The organism is Pseudomonas sp. s4 (genome assembly GCF_046764235.1).
GTDB classification, from domain to species: Bacteria; Pseudomonadota; Gammaproteobacteria; order Pseudomonadales; family Pseudomonadaceae; genus Aquipseudomonas; species Aquipseudomonas asiatica.
Map to the genome: position 1 here is coordinate 3,275,237 of NZ_CP177209.1, position 21,563 is coordinate 3,296,799.

A 21,563-nucleotide genomic window follows, 5' to 3' on the forward strand; every position below is an offset into this window, starting at 1 on the left:
CATTTTACTCTTGTCATAAGCCTAGCCCCTTCATCTTGGCCAAAGCATCAGATAATACATCACTCCCCCAACTAGGGCTATGTCCAGCCACATCATAAATTGAAGCATTAGGATTGGAGGGGCTATACGACCTGATTCTATTCAATAAGTTTGTAAACTCATTGGTCGACAACGCGCCCCCATTAAGATCCATAATTTTTTGCTCTAAGAATTTGGCCTCAGCCTTGGTCAAATTATTATCAAAAATTACATGCTGCTGCAAGTGAGACTTCCCTGGAGTCGCAGCATGCACACCTAAGCGGGCTGTCGCATCACCACGCCCGACATACTTGATAACTCCGTTATCTGTTAATACGTAAAGGCCTTGCCCATTTACAGGGTCGTATTTAGCCCCAGTGCCCCCAGCGCTACGCTGAGACGGTTTCCCCATACAAGGCGTCAATCCAGCGGGGTCTATCCAATTGGTTGGATTCAGCACATAGCCATAAAGATTAGTACCACCACTCAAGCCTACTGGGTCTTGAATAGTAAATCTTCCGACTTCGGGATCGTAATATCTGAAGGTGTTGTAGTGCAGCCCCGTCTCACTATCAAAATACTGACCTTGGAACCGTAGGTTTTGCTCGACATTCTTGAGCAGCAGACTATCTATCGCACCCCAAGAACGATACGTCGCCTGCCAAACGATCTTGCCATCACTGTCCGTCAGCTCTAGCGGCGTACCAATCTGATCCGTATGGAAGTAGTAGAGTTTCTGCTCTTCTCCCTCTGTCTGGTCAACCCGTGCCAACGGCGCATAGCTACCCGGCTCATACACATACAAGATGCTCTGCCCAGGCGTCTCTTCCCGCAGCATCCTCAGCCCTTGCCAAAGGAAGCGCTTCTGTTCGACCTGGCCATTGATCTCCGCCTGCTTGGCCACCCGCCGCCCCAGGCTGTCGTAGCGATACTCACCCCGGCTTTCCAGCTTGCCATTGACCAGTGTCTCGGCCCGTACCAGGCGGTTCTCGCAGTCATAAGCAAAGGTCTGCAGCTTGCTGTGCCCCGAGCGTTTCTCAATCAGGTTGCCCCACGGATCGTAGCGGTACTCCTGGTCCCGCCACTGCTTGATCCGATTGTCCTTGACCTTGGCAAACTGCCGCGCATTGAAGTCCAGCCGGTTGGCCGCCGCGTCGTAGCGGAATTCTTCGCTACCTACCAGCGAGCCGGTATCACGGCTGCGCAATTGGCCGTTGGCTTCGTACTCATACTTGATCTCACCACGCAGCTTGTCCAGCGTGCGTACCAGTTCACCCGCCGGGTCGTATTGGTAGCGTCGGTGAATCGGGTTGTAGGCATGTTCCACCAGCAGCGATGTATTCACGCCAGTGTTGTGCACCTGCGAGAGCTTGTCGGCGGGTAAGGTCGAGGCAAACTGCCAGGCCTTGCGCCCCATGGCGTCGTAGCCAAAACAACTGGTGAGCTTGCCCTGGGTGCGGTAGACCTCACGGTGCAGGTCGTCACGCTCCATGTCGCTGATCACCTGGCCGTCCAGGTTCAACTGGTGCAAATGGCCGCTGCCGTAGTACAGGTGGTTGAGCTTGCGGCCATCCGGCATGGTCAGTGTGGTCAGGTTGCTGAGAGCATCGTACTCATAGTCCAGCGCTCCGCTCGGGCTCAGTTCCTGTGTCAGTCGCCCCAGCAGGTCATATCTGTAGCAGAGCTTTTCATCGGTGATACCCAACTGTTTGCCAGTAGCTGTCGGCTGGCGCTGAATGCTCAGCAAGCGGTCAGCATCGTCGTAGGCGAAGTCTTGCCGCGCATCGCGGTTGACCTTGGCCAGTAAACGGCCAATTGCGTCGCGCTCGAACAGCGTGCTGCGCTCGGGGCGCTCACCGCTTTCGCCGTAGCCGATTTCGTCCAGCCGGACCAGATGCCCGCCCGCGTCGTAGCTGAAGCGTCGGGTCAAATTGTCGACCCGCACTTCTTCGCTCAAGCGGTCCGATGCGTCGTAGGCGAAGCGGTACGCCGCGCTGTTTTCGTTGACCAGTGCAGTCAGACGCAGCGCCTTGTCGTATTCATAGCGAACCCACTCGCCCTTGGCATCCTGACGGCTGCTCGGCAGGCCACGTGAAGTGCGTTGCAGGCGTGTGGTCTGGCCTTTGCCATCGGTGTGGGTCAACACCTGGCCGAGGGTATTGTAAGTAAAGGTCTCCGCAGTGCCGTCCGGGTGGTCGATGCGTAGCACTTCGCCATCCGGTTTACGTTCCAGCGTGGTGGTCTGGTTCAGTGCATCGGTCACTGCAATGAGGTGCTGACGCTCGTCATAACGGTAGTAAGTGCTTTTGCCGGAGCAGTCCTGGAAACGTTCGATCTGGGCATAGGCATTCCACCACAGATACTTGGACTTAAAGTTGGCATCGATGATCGTGTGCGGCAGGCCATCGTCACTGTTGAAGTACTGGGTCTTGTGGCCCAGCGGGTCGATCTCGGTGATCAGGTTGCCTTTGTCGTCGTAACGAGACTGCCAGACGCTGCCGTCGGGGAAGCGGGTTTCGGTGACCAGTGGCGTGGCGAGGTGATACTTGTAGCTGATCTTGCGGCCCAGTGGGTCGGTTTCCTCGATCAGCCGGGAGAATTCGTCGTACTTGAGCGCCAAGTGATTGCCATCGGGAAGATCGATGCCGATCAGATTTCCAGTGGCGTCGAAATCCATACCGTAGCGCTCACCACCGAAGTCGCAGCTGGCGATGACGCGGTTGTCCTCGTTGTACTGGATCTCCAGTTCACGGCCCAGCACGTCGGTTGCCCAACTGGTGCGTTTGGCAGGGTCGTAACGGAAGTGGTAATGCTCGCCGTCGCTGGTCCAGTGCTCGACCACGCGCGGCTTGCCATTCTGGGATTCCCAACGGTACTCGCAGATCAGGCCCAAGGCATTGCTGTGCCGGGTCATTAGGTGATCTGCGTAGCTGAAATGACGAACAGAATCGCCATTGCGGTTGATCACTTCAGTGAGCTGGCCGTTATCGTCATAGCGGTAACGCACCAGCGTTTCGACAGCGGTGTCATCGACCACGCGCTTGACGTCCGTCAAACGCCCGAGCGGGTTGTCATAGTGCAGGTGGACACGCACGGCTCCTGGCGCGGTGATGTCCGTGAGCCGCCCTTCGGCACTGTAGGTAAAGTGCAGGTAATGGCCCAGCGCATTTTCCAGACGCTGCAAAGGCACATGGGTATTGCCATCCGGCACTTCACCAAAGTAGAAGAACTGGTTGTCGAGCGTTTGCAGAAGGTAGTGGCCGCCCTCGGTACGCACGAGGTAGATACGCTCGTTGGGGTTGTAGATGCTTTCGCCAGGCTCCAGATCGACGAATGGGACGCTGCGGCCCTGGTTGTCAGTCAGATAGACGAACCCACCACTACGACGCAGGCTTTGCTCCCAAGGCAGTATCCAGCCCTGGCCCAGAGCACTTTCGGCGGTAAGGTCGCTGGCATAAAAACGCGACCACTCGATTGGCATCAGGCCAGGCAGTACAAAGTCTGTTTCATTGACCAGCAGCTTACGGCCGGTGGTCATGTCCACCGGGTTACCGGTAAAGCCTTCGATCGCTCGCCCTACAGCCGGGCCGATGATGAAGCGCCCGGCGAGGTAGCTTGCTGCAATGGTAGCGCCAGTCTGAAGTGCACACGGGCCAGCGGCTTTGAGGCCGGCCTGAAGCCCCAGGCGACCGACTGCCAGTACCGATCGCCCCATCGAGGCAACGATCATCAACACATCGACCGTGACGCGCAGCCATTCCGGTACCTCATCATCGACGGGCAAGTACCGCTGAGTACCGCCACCAATGTAGACGTTGTTCGAACCGCCCGAAATCTTTGCGCCACACGTCAGCTTGTCACCTTTGCGGGCCGCTGCAACGCCATTGATGAATACGTTGGTGGAGCCTTCTGCAACCAGTACCGGCGCCGGATGCTTGTCACATTTGGCGGTACTCAAAGTGGCGTGGGCCGCATTGCGATTGTTGATGAATACGTCTGTCGAACAACCGGGTAGCTCTATCTGTCCAGCGGGCGAACTGAACATCGAGCCTATCTTCTCCCCCAACATCGGCAGCATGCCGGCACCAATGCCGATCAATGCCCCCAGCAAGAAGCCGCCGAGGCCGGCGGTGCAGATAGTGAAGGCAGCAGCCGTAGCGATTGCCAGGCCAATCACTGCGCCAGCAAGAAAACCTGCCAGGGCACTGGTGTGTTCAATCTCGTCGTGCAGCCGCGCAGCCTCGAACATAGGTTCAACCCTGCGTGGTGTTTTCTGGGGAGCTTGGTTGGCGTGGTTCGAAGCTGTTCAACAGCCCAAGCCAACTGTCGTTCTGCTTGCCATTGAAGTCGGCCTGACTGGTTGTGGAGAAAACCAGAATGCGCCCAGGCGCGACCTCGAAAGCCGCCTGCCGTTGATAGACCGGCCTGCCATCCTTGAGGTAGTAGCCATCGACCTGAATACCTGCCTGGGGCTGGCTTGAAGACAGGCTGGCTGGCTTCTTGCCGAGGATGGTGTAGCCGCGCAATTTGGATGCGATCAACTTCACCTGTCGCTCGATATAGGCTTTGAGGTCCTCGCCAGGCATCAGGTTGTCACGCGAGAGCGTAATATTCAGCGGGGCTGGGATACTGTCCCCCAGGATAAACATATTGACCGTGCGATCCTGGAAGCCTTCCGGCAACGTGATAGATCCTTCCTGCAGCTGATAGTCCATTGTCTGAGTGTTCCATGAAAACGTGAAAAAGATATGAGCCTTACTGAGCGGTCACTCCGGCCAGCATGGCGTCGAATGCGATCAGCCAATCGGCCAGTTGCGATTGGTCCGGGTTGATTACCGTAGACACATTTAGCCATTGCCGTTTGTTGCCGTCCGCCGAAGCGATAATCATGCACACGGCACGGCCGTGACGGCGCTCCTGGCCTGCGTTGAACTGGTAGTCGAGACTGATTGCCGGGTGGCCAGCCAACAAGGCTTCGGCTTGACGCACCAAGGTCAATTCTGCATGGCGCTCACGCAGCTTTTTAATAAACAACTCGACCGCATTATCAATTTCAAGCCCCTCTGGGGCAGGGCGGCGGCGGGCGCTGAATTGTACATAGCAACCGGCAAACTCCAGCGTTGTCTCAATATCACGAAAAGCGAAACCTTGAGGCATCAACAAATTCAAGCCGGCAATACGCAGTGCGTTCTGCTCTACATCCATTGGTAGTTGCGGCGGCGGCGGTGCAACCTCTAGCGTAGCTTGCACTGCAATGCGTGCTTCCTCAGCCTGTTGCCGGGCAAGCGCCTCCGCGGCCTCTCGCCTCTGCGAAAGTCTGTCGTAGATATTTCCCCTGATCATCACGCTTCGCCCTACTCGTTGATGTCGACCCGGTCACCTTTGACAAAGGTGTTCTTGCCCAGAATGTCGATGCTGTCTGCTTCGATAGTGATGCCATCCGGTTTGAGGGTTATCTTGCTAGTGCCGACTTGCAGCAGGATGCTCTCTTTGGCGCTCACCTGGATGAACTTGTTATCCACCTGCAAGGTGTAAGCCCCCTCCTTGACGTTCACCACCGTATCTTTCTTGATAATTTCCGTGTGCGTGCCACCTACTGTAATCGTCCGGTTGTTCCCCACATCATGGGTCTCATCCAGCTCGATCTCGGTATCCATGTTGCGCTCGGCATGCATGATGATCTGCTCGGCGCCGGCCTTGTCCTCGAAGCGGAAGAAGTTGGCGGTACCGCCGTCGCCCTTCATCGACCGGGTCAGGAAGCCACTCTGGGTCTTGTTCGCCGGCAGCGACCATGGCGGGGTGTTGGTGCTGTTGTACAGGCTGCCCATGATCAGCGGCCGGTCGGGGTTGCCGTCGAGGAACACCACCACCACTTCGTCGCCTACACGTGGGATCTGGATGCTGCCGAAGCCACCGCTGGCACCGGACTGGGCGACGCGTACCCAGCACGAGCTGTGGTCGTTGTACTTGCCATTGCGGTCCCAGTGGAACTGGATCTTCACCCGGCCCAGTTCGTCGGTGAAGATCTCCTCACCCGGTGGGCCGACGATGATCGCGGTCTGCGGGCCGGCGATGGTCGGCTTGGGCGTGCTCAGCTGCGGGCGGAACGGGATCTTCTTGCGCACGCAACTGAAGGTGTTGAAGTAGCTGGCCTGCTGGCCGGTAAGGTAGTTGTTGTGGCCTTCGCTTTCCACGCTCATCAGCAGGAACTGGCGGTCTTCTACCGGGCCCTGGTCGTGGATGTAGTGCTGCAGCAGCTCGAAGGTGTAGCCCGGCTTCATGGCCCGACAGTTACTGGCACCTTCGAACTTCTTGCCGCGCAGCTCCAGCGCCTCGATGCGCAGGCGCAGCAGGGTTTCGCCCTCGTCGTAGGTGCCGTGGGTGTACTGGCCGGGGAAGTCGTAGATCTCGAAGTTCTCGACATCGCCCTGCTTGTTCACGCTGTTCAGCGCCACCGGCAGGCGGTTGTTGGGCTGGCGGTAGTCGAAGGTCTGCGTGGCCATCTTGCCGGACTGCAACTGGCGGTTGCCGCTCCACTGGGTGATGGAGTCGGCAGTCTCGGTGACCGAGGCGCTGTGGAAGCGGATTTGCGGTTGCTCGGGGATGTCCACCAGCGTGCTGGAGTCATCGCAGATGATCATGGTGTGGCCTTCGGCGGTGTGCTCGAAGTAGTAGAACATCCCCTCTTCCTCCAGCAGGCGCTGGACGAAGTTGAAGTCGGTTTCACGGTACTGGGTGATGTAGGTGTAGCGCTTCTGCGGACGGGTCAGGCGGAACTCGTGACGAGAGAACGCCGGGCACAGGGCGAACACTTCGGTAACCACTTCCTCGACCGTGTTGCCCTGGAAAATCCGCGTGTCGAAGCGGTTCTTCAGCATCGAGAACCACGGGTTGAGGGTTGCGGTATAGCGCGCCATGCCGCCGTCGCTGCCAATGCTGGCAAAGCGTGTGAGGTAGCCGGTTATGTAGCGCGGGCCGCCTTCGGCCAGTTCGATCTCGATGCTGACATGCTGGCCCATCATGGACTTGAGCGGCACGCCGGAGTCTTCGCAGACCAGCAGCAGTTCGTAGTTGAACGCCCGCGACAGGGCTTCGGTGCCCTTGAAGGTTTCCAGCAGCAGTTCCTGCTCGGGGTTGGCCAGGTTGTGAAACTTGAACAGGCGGCGGTTCTGCGGCGACAGCAGCGCGGAGGCCAGGTCCATGATCATGCGAAATCTCCTTGAAAACACGGCCAGCACGCGCTTGCGATGCTCAGCTGCAACCCTGATCTTGCGGGCGTATTCTGCATGCGCGCATAACGCGCGTGCTCTGCGGAATCATGCGACTGCCTGCAGAAAGGAAAGTGCCATCATGCATTGAAATTAATGCGACATGGTTCACATTCCCGAATGCCAGGCAAGCAGAAAGGCCCAAAGGAAACACCGGCAAAAGCTGCCCTGTCAACTCACTACAGGCCTAGAAAACCGGGCAATACCGCCCTGCAAGGCAATGTCATATCGCCATCTTTGATATTCCTCACTGGCGCCCGGAAGCGCCCCGGCTATCGCCGAACGGCCCGTCGCAGAAGGTACTTGAGGTGTCGATCAGAGCCCATGCCTGACAGCTCCAACTCGAACTGTCTCGCTACCTGACGCATCAGCTCCACTGGCGGAGAAAAATGTTTCATAACGTGGATTGGTTCAAATTTTTCGCCACTGGCCAATTCCGGCAAATGGCCATCGCGAACGCGGCCGTAATGGCACTTGCGGGACGCGGTCAATGATGACCGGGTGTGCTTCAAGCCGGATCACTACATTCAAGTTGGTAAGCCCAGGTGATTAACATGAAACCTACTACACCACTCGAGTATGTAGACAAAGCGCTCGCACTCGCCATTGACCGCCAAAATCGCACCCCTGGCTTTACTGTCTACGCCACCGTCATCGATCAGCTGAAGTACATCAGGGCCGTGTTCGACGGTACGGAGAAGGATAAATCGAAGCTGCACAGACTGACGATTGGTGCTATCGCGGCTAAAGAATTTGAACCCACGGACGAAGCCCTCGCCGAGGCATTGCTTCATGTTTATTACATTGCAGAGCAATCCGCCAACGGCCTGAAGATTCGCCTGCCTGGAGAAAAATAACTACCGAGGGGACGCGGACCGCCAAAAGCATTCAGGCTTCGTGTTTTTCTCAATCCATCAGCGCAGCGCTAATACTCCTCACTCGCCGTTCGCTCTGACAGCAAAAAGCCTGCTGCTGAACCGGTTGCTCACTGACAACGCCCCGTGCAGGCAGCAGCAGAGACTAGACCGATGCAGAAAGGAACGCAGAGGCTACCGTGAAGAATCATGCCGAACTCCATGTACGATCCCCATTCCTTTTCAAACTGGCGGGCATTGGCCTGGCCCTTTGCCTACTGGCCGTAGGGGCACTTGGCGTCTACGTGCTCTGGACTGAAATCGTCCCGCTATACGGTCGTATCTGGAGGCATGCACCGGTCGTGGAAACGCCCCTGATGTCATTCTTCTCGATCGCGGCATTGCCGTTCACGCCGATAATGGTGGCGGGATGCTTGATCGCCGCCTGGACCGGTCAGAAATTCGACCCGCCCAAAAAGTCCTGGCTCTACGCGTTCCAACTACGCTCGATGCAATTGACGGTTGCACTCATGGTCGTAGCGCCTGTCATGATCGCGCTGACCACTGCCACACTCTCCGCCAAAGGCTACTGGTCGTGCCCCAAGCTGCGCATCTCGGGTTCTGGATGGCAAATGTTCTGGGTTAACGATGAGCGCGTGTGCTTCACGCCAGACAGCTACATCAACGATAACTGGCCATGCAAGATCGTGGGCAAGCAGAACATCTGCGTCCAGGTGGATGGCCGCTAGCTGCTTACCTCGAAGGCGCTTCCCAGCATGAAATTCAACGACACCTACACCAGCCGCGAGCACCGCTTTTCGCTAGGGATAGAACTGACTTCACAGCAGTGCTACCTGTCGATCCCGGTCAGCAACGCACTGGCCGATTACGAAGAGTATTACTGTATCGACAAGGCCCGATACACGGCATGGCTACAGGATCCATCGGCAGCACTGCCCATGGTCGTCCGATGCCGCCGCCGCGAACTGGACCACCTCTTGATGATGCAACCTGGCACCCAGCGAGGCACGGCTGCCCCCTGCACCGGGGATCTGACCGAAATCTCGGCGGTACTGGCACGAGCAGCAACCTTGCTGCTGCGCGATGGTGGTTACTCAAGCTGGGCCAACACGCTCCTAGGCTACCACTCACGGGTGCACAGCGACCCCGAGCAGGTTCGTTTGAGCGTGTTCGAAATGCCCTACGGCATGGGCACGCTCAGCGATGCCGTCCTGTATGAAAACGGCTCGCTTTTGATCGAGGCCACCGATGAATTGCACGCCTTGCTCGGGTGGTTGCGGGAGTGGGGAATCGAGGGTCGCATGGCCGCTGCAAAGCCGCTGTAGCAACCCATGCCAAACCGCTTTGGCGCGGCATATTCCGTCGCATTGCCATCATTGAAACGTGTCGCGATGACAGTCGAATGCCATCACCTCGACGCCAAAAAATGAGACCCGCTTCACTTTTTGAAAAAAACTTTTTACGCCAATTTTTACCGACCTTTTAGTACTTCCGCCCCCTGACTTTAGGGGCCAAAGTCCCATTTCCCGTACTCGAAACCCTTCACCAATGGCATGGCGCCATCATTGCGTCACATCACAAAACAGGGAAAAAATCGCCCCCCTCGCGGGAACTTCTTCCGCAGCGAGGTGCCCTACTCGGCATTGCTGGCAACACGATATTCATGTGCCAGCACTCAAGTTTGCCGCCGTCGAGAGGCGCAATTTCAGGTCCACGCCATTGGCGTTTCAGGACGATCAAGCAGGCACATGGACGATGCACCGATGACACAGACATTCGATGTCGAAGCACTGATCAAGCTGCGTAGCCAGACGCGGGCGATCTCCGATGCGCTGAAGGCGCAGGCGGCGGATTACCTCGCCACCGTGGCACCGCTGATCCGTCCGCAAACCCTGTTTGGCGAATACCTGCAAGGCGCCCAGCGCAGCAGCGGGCGCGAAACCCAGGGCCACTTCCAGGCCCTGGTCGAACTCTACGAACGTATCGGCTCGGCCGCGCCGTTCCAGCTGGTCACCGAGCTGGAAGTACCGCTGAACCTGATCAGCACCACCCCCGAACTGTTCCCGCTGGAATACGACAAGGCCCTGGAGCACAGCGGCCAGGTCATCCGCATCACCAGCCCGACCCGCTGGGTGGTGGGCTTCCACGCCTTCGACCTGGCGCGGTTTCGCAACGTCATCAAAGACCCCAACCGCAGCAGCGCCGAGCTGTACCGCTTCGTGGTGCACTACCTGGTGCTGTTCTACTGCCTGAGCAAGTCGCCTGGCCTTGGCCGGCTGTTCGAGGGCCTGCGCTACAACCTCAGCTTCGAGCGCCTGAAGGGCTTTGGCGACCTGCCGTTCTGCGTCATCAGCTCGCCGGTGCGCTCTGAACTGCCCGACGACTCGGTCATCCGCAGCAGCACGCAGATTGCCGGCAACACCAGCTTCGAAGAGCTGGTGGGCCGCGACAACATCCTGGAAATGAACGACGAAATCCGTCAGCGCCTGCTGCTGACGATCGAAGGACTGTAACGCGCAGCGCCCGGCAACGGGCCGCGCAATGATTCGCAGCGAATTGCTCGCACTGGAGAACACGATGGCGAAGAAGGAAAGCACTCAGCACAAACTCGACCGCGTTCGCGCGCCTCGGGTCCATATCACCTACGACGTGGACATCGGCGATGCCATCGAGAAAAAGGAGCTGCCCTTCGTCGTCGGCGTACTGGGCGACTTTTCCGGCAACCCGCTGGAGCCGCTGCCAAAACTCAAGGACCGCAAGTTCGTCTACATCGACCGCGACAACTTCAACGGCGTGCTCAAGGGCATCAAGCCGCGCCTGACCTACCGCGTCGACAACACCCTGGCCAAGAACGGCACCCAGCTGGGCGTGGAGCTGAACTTCAACAGCCTCGAAGACTTCGAGCCACAGAACGTGGTCAAGCAGGTGGAGCCGCTGCGCAAGCTGCTGGAAGTGCGCAACAAGCTGGCCGACCTGCGCAACAAGATGGGCGGCAACGACAAGCTCGAAGAGCTGCTGATGGACGTGCTGCAGAACACCGAGAAGCTCAAGACCCTGGGCAAGGAATTCGGCCGTGAAGCCGAAGTGAAAGACCCATCCAGCAGCGATCGCGCCTGAGCAGGAGCCCGAACATGACCGACAAGCAAACCGCACCGCAACAGGCCGGCGACCTGGTCGAAGTGGAAAACTTCGCGCCACAGGCATCGTTGCTCGACAGCATCATTTCGCAAAGCCGCGTGGCCCGCTCCGACACCGAGCGCAACCGCACCCGCGACCTGATTGGCGAACTGGTGAACCAGGTGCTCGAGGGCGAGATGACCCCGAGCAAGGACCTGATCGCCGTGCTCGATTCGCGTATCGCGGAGATCGATTCGATGCTTTCCGAGCAGATGAACGAAATCATGCACGCCCGTGAGTTCCAGCAGCTGGAAGCCTCCTGGCGCGGCCTGAAATACCAGGTAGACCAGACCGAGACCAGCACCACGCTGAAGATCCACCTGCTCAATGCCTCGAAGAAAGACCTGGTGCGCGACCTTAAGGCCGCCAGCGAATTCGACCAGAGTGCGCTGTTCAAGAAAGTCTACGAAGAAGAGTACGGCACCTTCGGCGGCGCGCCTTTCGGCATGCTGATCGGTGACTACGAGTTCAACCGCAACCCCGAAGACATGTACCTGCTGGAGGAGATCTCGCACGTCGCCGCAGCAGCCCATGCCCCGTTCATTTCGGCCGCCTCCCCCGAGCTGTTCGGCTGGGACTCCTTCACCGAGATGTCCGGCCCGCGTGACCTGGCGAAGATCTTCGACACCGTGGAATACGCCAAGTGGAAGTCGTTCCGCGCTTCGGAAGACTCGCGCTACGTCGGCCTTACCCTGCCGCACGTGCTCGGTCGCCTGCCGTATGGCCCGGACACCACCCCGGTGGAGGAATTCAACTTCGTCGAAAGCGTCGATGGCCGCGACCACAACAAGTACCTGTGGATGAACGCTGCCTATGCCCTCGGCACCCGCGTTACCGATGCCTTCGCCCGCTACGGCTGGTGCGTGGCCATCCGCGGCGTGGAAGGTGGCGGCCTGGTCGAAGGTTTGCCAACCCACACCTTCAAGACCGACGACGGCGAAATCGCCCTCAAGTGCCCGACCGAAATCGCCATCACCGACCGCCGCGAAAAAGAGCTGTCGGACCTGGGCTTCATTCCCCTGGTGCACTGCAAGGGCACCGACTATGCCGCGTTCTTCGGCACCCAGTCGGCGCAGAAGCAGAAGCAGTACAACACCGACATCGCCAACGCCAACGCGCGCCTGTCGGCCCAACTGCAGTACATCTTCGCCACTTCGCGCATCGCCCACTACATGAAGGCCATCATGCGCGACAAGATCGGTAGCTTCGCCTCGCGCATGGATGTCGAGCGCTTCCTCAACCAGTGGCTGGCCAGCTACGTGCTGCTCGACGACACCGCCAGCCAGGAAGCCAAGGCCAAGTTCCCGCTGCGCGAAGCCCGCGCCGAGGTGTTCGAAGTGCCGGGCAAGCCAGGTGTGTACAAGGCCGTGACCTACCTGCGCCCGCACTACCAGCTGGATGAGCTGACCGCTTCGCTGCGCCTGGTTGCCGAGCTGCCACAGGGCGCGCGCGGCTGACAGGCCGGTGTGTACAGGGATGACACATGAGTAACCAGGCCCGCCTGCTGCCCTCGCTGCTCGACCGACTGCTGGACGACCGTCCGTACCAGTCGGCCGAGCCAGCCGTGCAACGCACCTGCTCGTTGAGCGAGTACAAGGCCAGCATCGTCCGTGACCTGGAGGTACTGGTGAACACTCGCCAGAGCCTGGTCGCCGAAGAGCTGGAGGGCTACAGCCAGCTCGGTGGCTCCATCCTCGAATACGGCATGCCCGACTTCATCAGCCGCAGCGTGCTCGACCCGCATGATCGGCGCCTGATCCAGCAGCAACTGGAGCGGGCGATCAGCACAGGGGACCGGCGCTTTCGCCGTGTCCGCGTGCAGCTGCTGGCCCAGCAGAACGGCCACCGCATGTTGACCTTCCGCGTGGACGCCGTGTTGCGTCTGCAGGACATCAGCCGCCAGGTGTCATTCGACGCCGTGCTGCAGGTCAACACCCAGGAATACAAAGTGCAGAACCTCAACTGATGCTCGACGAACTGCTGCCCTACTACGAAAAGGAACTGTCGCACCTGCGCTTCCTCGGCCAGGAGTTTGCCGCGCAGTACCCGAAAATCGCTTCGCGGCTGTTGATCGAGGGTGACAACTGCGAAGACCCGCACACCGAGCGCCTGATCGAAGCGTTCTCGTTCCTGTCTGCGCGGGTGCACAAGAAGCTCGATGACGAGTTTCCGGAAATCGTCGAATCCTTCCTTGAGGTGCTGTACCCACACTACCTGCGCCCTACCCCATCGATGTCGATTGCCGAGCTGAGCCTGGGCAAGCACGAGAAAGTCACCGAAGCCTACCGGGTGGCGCGCCATACCGAGATGCATGCCAATGCCGTGGAAGGTGTGGTGTGCAAGTTCCGCACCTGCTACCCGGTAGAGCTGTGGCCGATTGCCGTGCAGCAGGCCTCGTTCGCCGAACTGGAGCGTTCGGCCTTCAACGGCCACAGCGCCGACCTGGTCGCACGCCTGCGCATCCGCCTGGCAGCCACCGGCGATGCCCTGTTCGGGCAGATGGAACTGGACCGCCTGCGGTTCTTCCTCGACGGCGAGGCGACCCTGATGCTGCAGCTGTACGAGCTGCTGTTCAACAACCTGGCCAAGGCCACCCTGAGCTTCCAGGACCAGGGCCGCAGCCGCGAAGTGGCCTTGCCGGCCGATGCCCTGAAAGCCGTGGGCTACGCCCGTGACGAAGGCCTGGTGGACTACTCCGAGCGCTCGTTCCTGGGCTACCGCCTGCTGCACGAGTACTTCACCTTCCCCGACAAGTTCATGTTCTTCGACCTGAACGGCTTTGCCCGCATTCTTCAGGGCAAGGCCATCGAGCAGGTCGAGATCAACTTCTATTTTTCCGACTACGACCTCAGCGAGCGCCTGGCGCGGCTGACCCAGAACATCGGGCGCAACAACTTCAAGCTCAACTGCACACCGATCATCAACCTGTTCCGCCAGCAAGCCGAGCCGATCAAGCTGACCCACACCCAGCACGAATACCCGGTCACTCCCGATACACGGCTGCACAACGCTGCCGAAGTCGTCTCGATCGACCGCGTACGGCGGGTGCGCAAACTCGGCGGCATCGACCAGGTCGCCACCTGCCACCCGTTTTTCGAACCCCGTGGCGAGCAGGATCCGCACAGCAGCTTCTGGGTGGCGCGCCGGCGCATCCAGGGTGACGCCACCGCCATGAGCATCCGCGTGGTCGACCGCGACCTGGAGCTGATCGACGCCAGCAGCGACACCCTCAGCATCGGCCTTACCTGCAGCAACCGCGATGTACCGCTGATGCTGCCGTTCGGGGGCGAACGTGGTGACTTCAACATTCCCGCCAACTCGGTGATCAAGGATATCCGCTGCCTGCGCAAGCCCACCGCCACGGTGCGTGTGCCCCTGGGCAAGGGCCTGATCTGGCGGTTGATCGCCCACCTGTCGCTGAACCATATGTCGCTGGTCAGCCAGGGCCGCGAAGTGCTGCTGGAGCTGTTGTCGCTGTACAACTACCGCAATGTTTCCGCCATTCGCAAACAGATCAACGGCATCAAGGCGATCAGCAGCGAGCCGGTGGTCGCACGCATCGGCCACCCGCGGCCGAACTTCGTACGTGGCGTCGGCATCACGCTGACCCTGGATGAAAGCCAGTTCATCGGCAGTGGCGTGTACCTGTTCGGCATGGTGCTGGACCACTTCTTCGGCCAGTACTGCTCGATGAACAGCTTCACCCAACTGACCCTGCGCACCCAACAACGAGAAAAGAGAGTCGTCCAATGGCCAGCACGCACCGGCGATCAGCCCCTGGTCTGATCGATCAGGCCCGAGCCGAGCCGCACCGATTCGAATTCTTTCAATTGGTGCGCCTGCTCCGCCTGCACTACAGCCGTACCGGGCGCATGGACCTGGCAACCCGGCCGCACGAAGACCCGCTGCGTTTTCGTACCCAGCTGTCGCTGGCGTTCCCGGCCAGCGAGGTCAGCGACCTGCACTTCGAGCGCGAAGGCAAGGTGTCGCCGGCCGGCTTGCCGCTGTCGGAAGTGCAGGTCACCTTCATGGGCCTGGTCGGGCCGTCGGGCGTACTGCCGCGCCCGTATACCGAGCTGCTGCTGGAGCGCCACGTGCAGTATCGCGACGATGCCGCCCACGCGTTTCTCGACATCTTCTCGCACCGCATGACCACGCTGTTCTACGAGGCCTGGCAGAAGTACAAATTTCATATCGAGCACGAGCGCAATGGCACTTCGGGCTTCGATGGCTACCTGCTCAACCTGGTCGGCCTCGGCCCGCGCGCGCAGCAACTCAAGTTCGAGCAGCAACCAACCGCGCTGCGCCGCGAGCTGTTCAGCTACTTTGCCGGCCTGCTCAGCCAGAAGCCGCGCAACGCGCTGAACCTCGAACGCATGCTCGGCTTCTATTTCTCGCTGCCGATCAAGGTCCGCCAGTTCGCCGGGCGCTGGCTGCACCTGCAGCCCGAACAATGCACCCAGCTTGGCCGCCGCAATGCCCAGCTCGGCCACAGCGCCGTAGCCGGCAACCGGGTCTGGGACTACCAGTCGTGCATCCGCATCGAGCTGGGGCCGCTGAGCCTGGCCGATTACCAGCGCTTCCAGCCGGGCACCGCGTGCTACCGCAAGCTGGTCGAGCTGGTGCGCTTCTATATAGGCGCCGAACTGGATTTCGAAATTGCCCCGCGCCTCAAGCGCGAGGCGGTGCCACGCGCCCAGCTGGGCCGCAGTGGCAATGTCGCCCTGGGCTGGCTGGGCTGGCTCAAACGCCCTGGTCGTGACGCGGAGCCTTCGCGTTGCGCCGTCTTCCACATTCCTTACGATGGGGTCGCCTTGTGAACCTGAAGTCTCTGTTCGCCAAGCTCAACGAAACCAGCCGCACGGCCACGGAAAGCGCGGCGGCCCTGTGCCTGTCGGAGCACCATTACGACGTGGAGGTGGAGCACCTGCTGCTGCAGTTGCTCGACAACAGCGACAGCGACCTGGCGCCGATCCTGCGCCACTACGAAGTAGTCGCCGAGCGCCTGCAGGCGCAGCTGGTCACGGCCCTGGGCACCTTCAAGAAAGGTAATACCCGCACCCCGGCGCTGTCGCCGCACATCACCCGCATGATCGAACAGGCCTGGTTGCTGGCATCGATCGAATACGGCGTCGGCCAGGTGCGCAGCGCTCACCTGCTGCAGGCCCTGCTCGATGATGCCGAACTGCGTCGCGTGGTGATCGCCTCGGCGCCGGAGCTGGAGAAAATCAACGCCGATGACCTGCGCCTGAACCTTGCCGCGCTGGTGGAAGGCAGCGCCGAGTCCCGGCAGGCCAGCCCGCTGGCCAGCCCGGCAGCGCCAGTGAACAGTGCGAGCAAGGCCGGCGGCAAGACCCCGGCGCTGGACCAGTACACGGTCAACCTCACCCAGAGCGCCCGCGAAGGCCGCATCGACCCGGTGCTGGGCCGCGAGTTCGAAGTAAGGCAGATGGTCGATATCCTTACCCGTCGCCGCCAGAACAACCCGATCCTCACGGGCGAGGCCGGGGTCGGCAAAACCGCCGTGGTCGAAGGCCTGGCCCTGCGCATCGCCCAAGGTGACGTGCCGGCGGTGCTCAAGGATGTGGCCCTGCACACCCTCGACCTGGGCCTGCTGCAGGCCGGCGCCGGGGTCAAGGGCGAGTTCGAGAACCGCCTCAAGGCAGTGATCGAAGAGGTCAAACGCAGCCTGCACCCGATCATCCTGTTCATCGACGAAGCCCACACTTTGATCGGTTCCGGTGGCCAAGCCGGGCAGAACGACGCCGCCAACCTGCTCAAACCGGCCCTTGCCCGTGGCGAGCTGCGCACCATCGCCGCCACTACCTGGGCCGAATACAAGAAGTACTTCGAGAAGGACGCCGCCCTCGCCCGCCGCTTCCAGGTGGTCAAGGTGGAAGAACCCGACGAAGACAAGGCCATCCACATGCTGCGCGGCCTGCTCGGCAAGATGCGCGAACACCACAAGGTAGCGGTGATGGACGAAGCGCTGGTGCAGGCCGTGCGCCTGTCCAACCGCTACATCACCGGCCGCCAGCTGCCCGACAAGGCGGTCAGCGTGCTCGATACCGCCTGCGCGCGCATTGCCCTGGCGCAATCGTCGCAACCTGGTGCCCTGGAAGACTGCCGCCGCCAGATTGACAACCTGCAGGCCGAAATCGCCGTGCTCGGCCACGAAGCCGGCAAAGGCCACGACCACACTCGCCGCCTGGGCGAGCTGCAGGCTGCCCTGCAGGCCGAGCAGCAGCGGGAGCAGCAGTTGAACACGCAGTGGCAACAGGAGCAGGAACTGGTCGAACAGCTCAAGGCGCTGGACGCCGCCAGCGAGGCCGATGCCAAGCAGCTCAACGCCCTGCGTGCCGAACTGGCCCGCGTGCAAGGCGACCAGCCTCTGGTCCATGCCCTGGTCGACAGCGGCGCCATCGCCCAGGTCATCAGCGGCTGGACCGGTATCCCGCTGGGCAAGATGCTGCGTGACGAGATCGACACCGTGCAGCGCCTGCCGGCCCTGCTTGGTGAGCGCGTGCTGGGCCAGGACCACGCCCTGCACGAAATCGGCAAGCGCATCAAGATTTCCCGCGCACGCATGGAAGACCCGAACAAACCGATCGGTGTGTTCCTGCTGCTCGGCCCCAGCGGCGTCGGCAAGACCGAAACCGCCCTGGCCCTGGCCGATACCCTGTACGGCGGTGAACGCAACCTCATCACCATCAACATGTCCGAGTACCAGGAAGCCCACACCGTTTCGAGCCTCAAGGGCTCGCCTCCGGGCTATGTCGGCTACGGCGAAGGCGGCGTGCTGACCGAGGCGGTGCGTCGCAAGCCGTACAGCGTGGTGTTGCTCGACGAGGTGGAAAAAGCCCACCCCGACGTGCTCGAACTGTTCTTCCAGGTGTTCGACAAGGGCGTGCTGGACGATGGCGAAGGCCGCGAGATCAATTTCCGCAACACGGTGATCATCCTCACTTCCAATACCGGTACCGAGCGCATCATGCAGACCTGCCTGAACGCCACCGAGCTGCCGACGCCCGCAGCGATCGTCGAAGACCTGCGTGACCAGCTCAACCATGTGTTCAAGCCGGCCTTCCTCGGCCGCCTGAGCATCGTGCCGTTCTACCCGGTGCAGGACCAGATCCTCGAGCGCATCGTCGCCCTCAAGCTCGAACGCATCGCCAAGCGCTTCGCCCGCAACCACCAGGCCGAGCTCAGCTACGACCAGGCGTTGGTCAAGGCCATCGCCGCGCGCTGCACCGAGGTCGACAGCGGTGCCCGCAACATCGACAACATCCTGTCCCAGACCCTGATGCCCGAGCTCGCCCAGCGCGTGCTCGAGCGCATGGCCCAGGACACGCCGATCCAGCGTCTTGCGATCGAGCTGGGCAGCGATGGCGATTTCGCCTATCGCGTGGCCTGACCAGTACACGGAGGTTTTGCCGTCATGCAACACAAGCACACCGCCCTCAAACGCCTGACCACAGCTGCCTTGCTGGTGGCGCTGGCCGGCTGCGGGGTCACCGACCGTATCGGCAAGCGCATGGAAGACAGCTGGGCGGCCGACATGCTGGCCGACAGCGAAAAGGTCATCCTGACCTCCGACGGCGGCAACCAGCTCAACCCCGATGCCGAGGGCAAGCCGCTGTCGGTGGTGATGCGCGTGTACCAGCTGACCGACCTCGAACGCTTCGCCGCGACCGATGCCGAGACCCTGTGGGACACCCCGGAAAAGGCCTTGGGCAACACCCTGGTGGAAGCCCGCGAAATCACCCTGCTGCCGGGCATCGGCCAGATCGACCAATGGCCACTGGCCAAAAGCGCTCGCTACGTCGGCGTGGCAGCTTTCTTCCGCAACGAACAGGACGCGCGCTGGAAGGTCGCCTTCGACGCCAACTCGCTGCGCAAGGACGGTATCTGGTTCTCTTCCGACGGCCTGCGGGTGCTGGTGGACAACACCGAAATCAGCGCCATGCGTGGCGTCGACGTACTGAACAAACCGCCGACTGCCGACCAGCTGGCAGCCGCGCAGAAGGCCCGGGACAACGCACCGACGCTCACCGACAAGGTGCAGGACGCCGTGCTCGACAAGGCCAGCGATGCCGCCAGCAAATCGGCACAGAACACCATGGATTCAACCTTCAACTCTTTAGTGGATAGCGTCAAATGAGCAAGCAGAGCCGGGTGATGTGGTCGGAAGGCATGTTCCTGCTGCCCCAGCACTTCCAGTACCAGGATGAGTTCCACCAGCACCAGCTGGCCGAGGCGACCCTGCGCACCACCCCATTCCATTGGGGTGTGCAGGTACTGCAGGTGGATGAGGACGCCCTGGCCAACGGTTCGCTGCAGCTCAAGCGCCTCAAGCTGGTGTTCCCCGATGGCAGCCTGTACGACGCGCCGCAGCATGACCCGCTGCCGGCTGCCCGCGACCTCAAGGACCTGCTCAAGGCCAACGACCTCAAGGTCCATGCTGCCTTGAAACTGCCCGAGCCATTCGGCCTGAACTATGTCGAGGACGGCCAGGAACACAAGGCCGCGCGGCGTTTCCGCAAGCAGTTCGATACCCTGCCCGACCTCAATGAAGGCGAGCTGGAAAACGAAATCACCAGCCTGCGCCTGAACGTGGTGCTGCTGGTGGACGGTGACAGCCTGGACGGCTACAGCCACTGCCCGCTGGCCAGGCTGACCCGCAACAGCATGGGCGGTTTCAATCTCGACCCGCATTTCGTCCACCCCACTCTGCATCTGGGCAGCCACGAGACCCTGGCCGGCATCGGCAAGCGCCTGCTCGGCGCCCTGCAGGCCAAGAGCAAGGCCCTGTCCGGCCGACGCCGCGAACGCGCCGACCAGATCGCCGAGTTCGGCTCCAGCGACGTAACCCTGTTCTGGCTGCTGAACACCGTCAACCGCGCCCACCCGCAGCTGGCCCATCTGCTGGCGCACCCGCGCCTGCACCCCGAGCGCCTGTACCTGTTCCTCGCCGACCTGGCGGGTGGCCTGCTGACGTTCACCCTGGACACCCAGCTCAGCGACATCCCCGAATACGACCATCACGACCCGGCCGCGTCGCTGGTCAAGCTCGACGAGATGATCCGGGTGATGCTCGACAACGTGGTGCCCAACCAGTGCATCGTCATCAACCTCAACCAGACCAAGCCGTCGTACTGGCAGGGCCAGTTGCACGATCCACGCCTGACCGAGGCCGACTTCTATATCTCGGTCCATGCCGACATGCCTGGTGCCAGCCTGCTGGAGCTGGTACCGCGGGCATTCAAGGTCGGCTCGCCGGAAGACATCGAGGTGGTGGTCAACAGCGCGATGCCCGGCGTCACGCTCAACCATGCCGCACGGCTGCCCAACGCAATACCGGTGCGCCTGGACAACCAGTACTTCGCCATCGAGCCGCATGGCCATGTCTACGAGCGAATGATGAATGCCCAGACCATCTGCTTCTACGCGCCCAGCGCCTTTACCAACCTCAAGCTTGAACTGATGGCGGTGCTCAAATGACCGAAGCCGTATTGCAACAGGGCGCCGTCGCGGCCGCCAACGACAAACCGACGCTCAAGGACCTGGTCCAGGACTTCATCAGCATGGCCCTGATCGTGCGGCGTGGTCGTCAGGTCACCTCGGTGCCGGCCTTCGAAGCCAGCGTGGAACGCTTCTTCGCCAACCTGGAACGCGAAGCCCGCGCTGCCAACTACAGCGCCGAACAGGTCAAGGACACCCAGTACGCGCTGTGTGCCTTCCTCGACGAGAGCGTGCTGCGCGCGAGCGACAACCAGCTGCGCCAGCACTTCGAGCTGCAGCCGCTGCAGTTCCGCTACTTCGGCGTGCACCTGGCGGGTGAAGGCTTCTTCGAGAAGGTCGATGCGCTGCGTGCCGACGTCAAGCAGAACATCGATGTGCTCGAGGTCTACCACCTGTGCCTGGCCTTGGGCTTCGAGGGCAAGTTCAGCCTCGGCCAGAAAGACCAGCTGCGCTACCTGGCCAATACCCTGGGCCAGGATATTGCCCGCTACCGCAAGGCGCCCAAAGCACTGTCACCGGACTGGGCACTGCCCGACCAGGTGTCGCAGATGCTGCGCCACGAGGTGCCGCTGTGGGTTTACCTGGCGCTGATCGCGCTGGTCTGCGTCGCCGTGTACCTGACGCTGGACTGGTTGCTGGACAAGGACGTCGCCGCCCTTTCCGAACAAATCCGCCAGCTGTTCAGTGCCTGAGCAAACGTCAG

The 21,563-nt window shown here is 60.9% G+C and carries 17 protein-coding genes; 13 read left to right on the plus strand and 4 right to left on the minus strand.

Annotated elements, in window-relative coordinates:
- Positions 1–13: 13 nt before the first annotated feature.
- Genes ACK56M_RS15420 through tssI form a run of 4 tightly spaced genes read right to left on the minus strand, consistent with a single transcriptional unit; the run spans position 14 to position 7,226 of the window.
- Complete coding sequence (locus ACK56M_RS15420) at positions 14–4,267, minus strand: RHS repeat-associated core domain-containing protein (RefSeq protein WP_085720305.1); 4,254 nt, start codon at positions 4,265–4,267, stop codon at positions 14–16.
- 4 nt (positions 4,268–4,271) lie between these two features.
- Complete coding sequence (locus ACK56M_RS15425) at positions 4,272–4,733, minus strand: DcrB-related protein (protein WP_015270485.1); 462 nt, start codon at positions 4,731–4,733, stop codon at positions 4,272–4,274.
- 40 nt (positions 4,734–4,773) lie between these two features.
- Complete coding sequence (locus tag ACK56M_RS15430; protein ID WP_043935662.1) at positions 4,774–5,361, minus strand: DcrB-related protein; 588 nt, start codon at positions 5,359–5,361, stop codon at positions 4,774–4,776.
- 11 nt (positions 5,362–5,372) lie between these two features.
- Complete coding sequence (gene tssI / locus ACK56M_RS15435) at positions 5,373–7,226, minus strand: type VI secretion system tip protein TssI/VgrG (RefSeq protein WP_015270487.1); 1,854 nt, start codon at positions 7,224–7,226, stop codon at positions 5,373–5,375.
- 614 nt (positions 7,227–7,840) lie between these two features.
- Here tssI and ACK56M_RS15440 point away from each other — a divergent pair.
- The 13 genes from ACK56M_RS15440 to icmH all read left to right on the plus strand — a co-directional run bounded on the left by ACK56M_RS15440 (position 7,841) and on the right by icmH (position 21,552).
- Positions 7,841–8,143, plus strand: a complete 303-nt coding sequence (locus ACK56M_RS15440) for an immunity protein Tsi6 family protein (protein WP_253230570.1) — start codon at positions 7,841–7,843, stop codon at positions 8,141–8,143.
- A gap of 197 nt (positions 8,144–8,340) precedes the next feature.
- Positions 8,341–8,889 (plus strand): hypothetical protein, encoded by a 549-nt coding sequence (locus tag ACK56M_RS15445; RefSeq protein WP_054573238.1) that lies wholly within the window; start codon positions 8,341–8,343, stop codon positions 8,887–8,889.
- 27 nt (positions 8,890–8,916) lie between these two features.
- Positions 8,917–9,486 carry a hypothetical protein gene (locus ACK56M_RS15450; protein ID WP_139657692.1) on the plus strand — a complete coding sequence of 190 codons (570 nt, stop codon included), beginning with the start codon at positions 8,917–8,919 and terminating at the stop codon, positions 9,484–9,486.
- A 438-nt stretch (positions 9,487–9,924) separates the two neighbouring features.
- Positions 9,925–10,674 (plus strand): hypothetical protein, encoded by a 750-nt coding sequence (locus tag ACK56M_RS15455; RefSeq protein ID WP_043936170.1) that lies wholly within the window; start codon positions 9,925–9,927, stop codon positions 10,672–10,674.
- A gap of 64 nt (positions 10,675–10,738) precedes the next feature.
- Positions 10,739–11,278: a type VI secretion system contractile sheath small subunit gene (gene tssB, locus ACK56M_RS15460; protein WP_024087179.1), complete on the plus strand. Its 540-nt coding sequence runs from the start codon at positions 10,739–10,741 to the stop codon at positions 11,276–11,278.
- Positions 11,279–11,292: 14 nt separating this feature from the next.
- Entirely contained in the window at positions 11,293–12,795 is a 1,503-nt protein-coding gene (tssC, locus tag ACK56M_RS15465; RefSeq protein WP_015270492.1) for a type VI secretion system contractile sheath large subunit, read from the plus strand.
- Positions 12,796–12,821: 26 nt separating this feature from the next.
- Positions 12,822–13,304 carry a type VI secretion system baseplate subunit TssE gene (gene tssE, locus ACK56M_RS15470; RefSeq protein WP_013972749.1) on the plus strand — a complete coding sequence of 161 codons (483 nt, stop codon included), beginning with the start codon at positions 12,822–12,824 and terminating at the stop codon, positions 13,302–13,304.
- Positions 13,304–15,124 (plus strand): type VI secretion system baseplate subunit TssF, encoded by a 1,821-nt coding sequence (tssF, locus tag ACK56M_RS15475; RefSeq protein WP_013972750.1) that lies wholly within the window; start codon positions 13,304–13,306, stop codon positions 15,122–15,124. The genes tssE and tssF overlap by 1 nt, the downstream gene beginning before the upstream one ends.
- Positions 15,088–16,158 carry a type VI secretion system baseplate subunit TssG gene (gene tssG, locus ACK56M_RS15480; RefSeq protein ID WP_015270493.1) on the plus strand — a complete coding sequence of 357 codons (1,071 nt, stop codon included), beginning with the start codon at positions 15,088–15,090 and terminating at the stop codon, positions 16,156–16,158. Before tssF ends, tssG begins: the two co-directional genes overlap by 37 nt.
- Complete coding sequence (tssH, locus tag ACK56M_RS15485) at positions 16,155–18,752, plus strand: type VI secretion system ATPase TssH (RefSeq protein ID WP_137137514.1); 2,598 nt, start codon at positions 16,155–16,157, stop codon at positions 18,750–18,752. The genes tssG and tssH overlap by 4 nt, the downstream gene beginning before the upstream one ends.
- Positions 18,753–18,776: 24 nt before the next feature.
- A complete protein-coding gene (tssJ, locus tag ACK56M_RS15490; protein WP_015270495.1) occupies positions 18,777–19,499 on the plus strand; it encodes a type VI secretion system lipoprotein TssJ in 723 nt (240 codons plus the stop codon).
- A complete protein-coding gene (tssK, locus tag ACK56M_RS15495) occupies positions 19,496–20,839 on the plus strand; it encodes a type VI secretion system baseplate subunit TssK (protein ID WP_013972754.1) in 1,344 nt (447 codons plus the stop codon). Before tssJ ends, tssK begins: the two co-directional genes overlap by 4 nt.
- Entirely contained in the window at positions 20,836–21,552 is a 717-nt protein-coding gene (icmH, locus tag ACK56M_RS15500) for a type IVB secretion system protein IcmH/DotU (RefSeq protein WP_013972755.1), read from the plus strand. Before tssK ends, icmH begins: the two co-directional genes overlap by 4 nt.
- Positions 21,553–21,563 lie beyond the last annotated feature (11 nt).